Origin of the sequence: Nesterenkonia salmonea (assembly GCF_005771525.1) — a bacterium.
Taxonomy (GTDB): domain Bacteria; phylum Actinomycetota; class Actinomycetes; order Actinomycetales; family Micrococcaceae; genus Nesterenkonia; species Nesterenkonia salmonea.
Window position 1 is genome coordinate 1 of record NZ_VAVZ01000105.1, and the last position, 1,129, is coordinate 1,129.

General features: G+C 59.3%; 1 protein-coding gene. It reads left to right on the forward strand.

Annotation, left to right across the window (positions count from 1 at the left end; translation table 11 throughout):
• The first annotated feature begins 24 nt into the window (after positions 1–24).
• A complete protein-coding gene (locus FEF26_RS15460) occupies positions 25–1,116 on the forward strand; it encodes an IS630 family transposase (protein WP_138254420.1) in 1,092 nt (363 codons plus the stop codon).
• The last annotated feature ends 13 nt before the right edge of the window (positions 1,117–1,129 follow it).

The following is a 1,129-nucleotide window of genomic DNA, read 5'->3' on the forward strand; positions in this document are numbered from 1 at the left end:
ATTGCTTTGGTGTTAACCTTGGGTATGGCTAATAATCCTGCTGCGCCTTTGGAGATGACCCAGGCCCAGAAGGCGACTCTGCAGAGTCTGTCGAGATCGCAGACAGCCTCCCATCGACAGGTTCAGCGAGCGAAGGTGCTGCTGATGGCTGCCGATGGGTTGGCCAATGAATGGATCTCTCGAACGGTGGGGGTGACTCCGGTGACGGTGCGGTCTTGGCGGGCGCGGTTCGAGCAGGAGGGCCTGGCGAAACTGGGCAAGGTACGGTCCGGTCGGGGTCGTAAGCCTTCCATTGCGCAGGCGAAGATCGATGAGATCGTTAATCTGACTCAGAACGTGAAACCGCCGGGCAAGACGCATTGGTCAGTGCGGACCATGGCCAAAGAAACCGGAGTCTCCCCGGCACAGGTGCAGCGGATCTGGGCCGCCCGGGGGCTGAAGCCCCACCGGGTGGAGACGTTCAAACTCTCCAACGACCCGCAGTTTGAAGAGAAGCTCATTGATGTCGTCGGGCTCTATATGGACCCGCCGGAGCAGGCGATCGTGCTGTGCATGGACGAGAAGTCCTCCATCCAGGCCCTGGATAGGACTCAACCCTCATTGCCGATGAAGAAGGGCCGTGGGGAAACGATGACCCATGACTACAAGCGAAACGGCACCACTACGCTGTTCGCTGCCCTGGATGTGGCCACCGGGAAAGTGATCGGCTCCTGCCTGCCCAAGCACCGGCATGAGGAATTCTTGAAATTCCTCAACACCATCGACCGCGAGGTCCCAGCAGGACTGGAGGTCCACTTGATCTTGGACAACTACGCCACCCACAAACACGCCGAGGTCAAGAAATGGCTGGACAAACATCCGCGGTTCCACTTCCACTTCACCCCGACCTCCTCATCCTGGCTGAACCTGGTCGAACGCTGGTTCCGGGAACTAACGGACAAGGCTCTACGACGGGGAGCGTTCCACTCCGTACCCGACCTGATAGCTGCGATCGAGGACTATCTCGACGCTCACAATGATGAGCCCAAGCCGTTGGTCTGGACCGCCACTGCCGACTCGATCCTCGAAAAAGTCGCCCGCGGCCGCGTCGCCCTCGAAGCCATCAAACAAAACTGAGACACACCACTAG